The 2,516-nt window shown below is 36.7% G+C and carries 4 protein-coding genes; 3 read left to right on the top strand and 1 reads right to left on the bottom strand.

Going from position 1 to position 2,516, the window contains the following annotated elements; genetic code table 11:
- Positions 1 to 333, bottom strand: a 333-nt coding sequence (locus tag PREMU_RS05665) for a hypothetical protein (RefSeq protein WP_007573800.1), incomplete at its 3' end; no start/stop codon positions are given.
- A 123-nt stretch (positions 334 to 456) separates the two neighbouring features.
- Between PREMU_RS05665 and PREMU_RS05660 the strand changes: the two genes are divergently transcribed.
- From PREMU_RS05660 to PREMU_RS05650, 3 genes are all read left to right on the top strand, one after another.
- Entirely contained in the window at positions 457 to 657 is a 201-nt protein-coding gene (locus PREMU_RS05660; RefSeq protein ID WP_156803969.1) for a hypothetical protein, read from the top strand.
- Positions 658 to 747: 90 nt separating this feature from the next.
- Entirely contained in the window at positions 748 to 2,106 is a 1,359-nt protein-coding gene (locus PREMU_RS05655) for a radical SAM/SPASM domain-containing protein (RefSeq protein WP_040558039.1), read from the top strand.
- A gap of 1 nt (position 2,107) precedes the next feature.
- Positions 2,108 to 2,516 (top strand): carboxypeptidase-like regulatory domain-containing protein (locus PREMU_RS05650; RefSeq protein ID WP_040558038.1); only part of this gene is annotated, 409 nt, incomplete at its 3' end.

Raw genomic sequence — 2,516 nt, 5'->3', positions numbered from 1 at the left:
CATCATCATTTCCCACATGGGTTGGTAGCGTTTCCTTCCAAGCTGGCGCTGTACCTCCAAGGCGGATATGGCCCACTTCGTACTTACTATCAGAAACATTGCCACGAACCAATCGAAAATTGGCAGTTTACTGCCTTGCATCACTGTGCCAGAACGGAGGGTAACCTCATGACCGCAATCCATACATGTCCAAGACTTATGGCTCGGATTCCAACTGAGGTGCAAACCGCCACATTCCGGACAATAAAGAGTATGGCATTCACGAAATTCCTTAAGAGCATGCTCGCAAGCTTCCTCGTTAGGATAAACTTCATAGAAATCAGTCAAATTCATAATCATTCCTTTCCAATAGTCAAACATAAGCCCGCAATTTTTATACCAAGGATTGTCCAGGCTGTATAAACTTTGCTAATTTGGATGATCGCGGATATTCATTTAATTTTAAAACAGAAAATTATGGACAAAGGAAAAGAACTTCTTTCTAAAGAAGAGCTCGCTTTGATGCGAGGGGGCTTTGGCATCGAGGATGTCACAGTTTATGCACTTGGAGTACAAGGTGTAAACAATTGTTGTAACACAACAAATAACGGAGGAACAACTTCTCCTTCTAAGCCAACGACTTCAACAACAACTACCGACACTACGTTGAAGCCATAAGGTAGTTAACGGATACACTTGCATTCAATAGTTTTATGGTCAAGAGAGTTTATTTTAATTCTCTTGACCATTTTATCAAAAGTAATAAATATGGACAATAGAGCTTTGTACACAATATCAAATAAATGGATAATGAGGCATGATGAATATTATGGTAACTCATATGCCTTGTACAACATTGAAACACGAAAATTAGCAAGATTAACAGCTTCGCTTTATACACTTTTGCATCTCTTCTACACAAATGCCAGAGCATACGAAGATGTGAAAAATAGTCTTGCAGAACAAGGCGTAAACTTGAAATGGGACAATGTTAGTCAAATAGAAAAAGAGTTTGGGTTCAAGCAGCTGTTTGTCCAAAGTAAAATCTCATATCATTCAACGAATCGTTTTTCGAACATTCATGCTATTGAGCAAATTCCTATAACATCCTCACCTATGGATGTTGAACTTCTATTGACACACAATTGTAATTTAAAATGTAAGCATTGTTTTCAGTCATCAGAATTACATAGTGATAAAAGAACTCACTTGTCTACGCATGAATGGGAAAAAATCTTCATAGAATTAGAAAAAGCCAATATTTATAATGTCATTATTAGTGGTGGGGAGCCTATGATGTATCCTCATTTCGAACAGTTGCTAAGAAAAGTAACAGATTTACGTATGAGTTTTTCTATTCTTACTAATGGTATGCTGATTTCTGAGAAAAATTTGGATATTTTCAAGAAGAAAAATGTATCTGTAACAATTTCGTTGGATGGATGTACAGCAGAACAACATGAGTTCCTTAGAGGGAAAAATACATTTGAGCATATAGTCCATACAATTGATCTAATGGTGAAGAATGGTGTAAACCTCAATATTGCACATGTTGTAAATGCCCACAACAAGGAGCATTTGGAAGAGTTGATACTTTTTTTAATAAACAAGGGCGTACATCATTTGTCTATTAATTTAGTAGAGCCAGAAGGAAGGGCGTTTTCAAACGATTTTTTACTTTTGAGCCCAAAAGAAGAAAGTCTAATGCGCAAAAAGATTACTCAACTTCAAACCAACTACTCTGATAGAATTACAATAGACTTTCCTAATCTCTCATATAAAGAAAACATAGATGGCTATAGTAAGGATGAAAAGGTCTTTTGTGCAGCAGGGACAAAACGTGTCGCTATAAGTTCCGATGGTTGTGTATATCCATGCGTTTATGCCTTTAATCTTCCTTTTCTGAAGATAGGAGATTTAAAGACAGAAACTTTGCAAGACATTTGGGAGAAAGAATCGGCGTGGCAATTGATGCGAGGTGGTATAACAATTTCGCAAATAGACACTTGTAATTCATGCAAGTTACATAGCTTTTGTAGCATGAGAAACTGTAGGATAAAGTCTTATTCTCAGAAATTAGGACTTTTTGCCAAGCCTGATAATTGTCTTATAGATAAAGTAGAATAATATGAGAAAGTATTTTGAATTACTAATAATGTTCTTAGGGTTATGCCCAATGCTGATGGCACAGAACATTCAAGGGGTTGTGACAGACACAAAAGGTATGCCAATTTCATTTGCCAATGTTGTGGAACTGTTACAAGCAGACTCTTCTTTCGTTAAAGGAACGGTTAGCAAGGAAGATGGAACTTTCATGCTTGAAGATATAAAAACTGGCAATATCATTCAAGTTTCTCTCATCGGTTATGAAACACAATATATAAATTATACGGGGCAAACTACCGTCACCTTAAAACTTAAGGAAAGCACCAATATGCTTGGCGAGGTTGTTGTCAAAAAGTTCGTTGCCAAAGACCATGCTGCGAGGAGAGGGAATGATAACAAATATAGAAGGCAGTGTATTGGAGAAAACTTCC

This window comes from Hallella multisaccharivorax DSM 17128 (assembly GCF_000218235.1).
GTDB lineage: Bacteria > Bacteroidota > Bacteroidia > Bacteroidales > Bacteroidaceae > Prevotella > Prevotella multisaccharivorax.
Note: the sequence above shows the minus strand (reverse complement) of the source record. Positions and strands in the feature narration are given on the sequence as shown.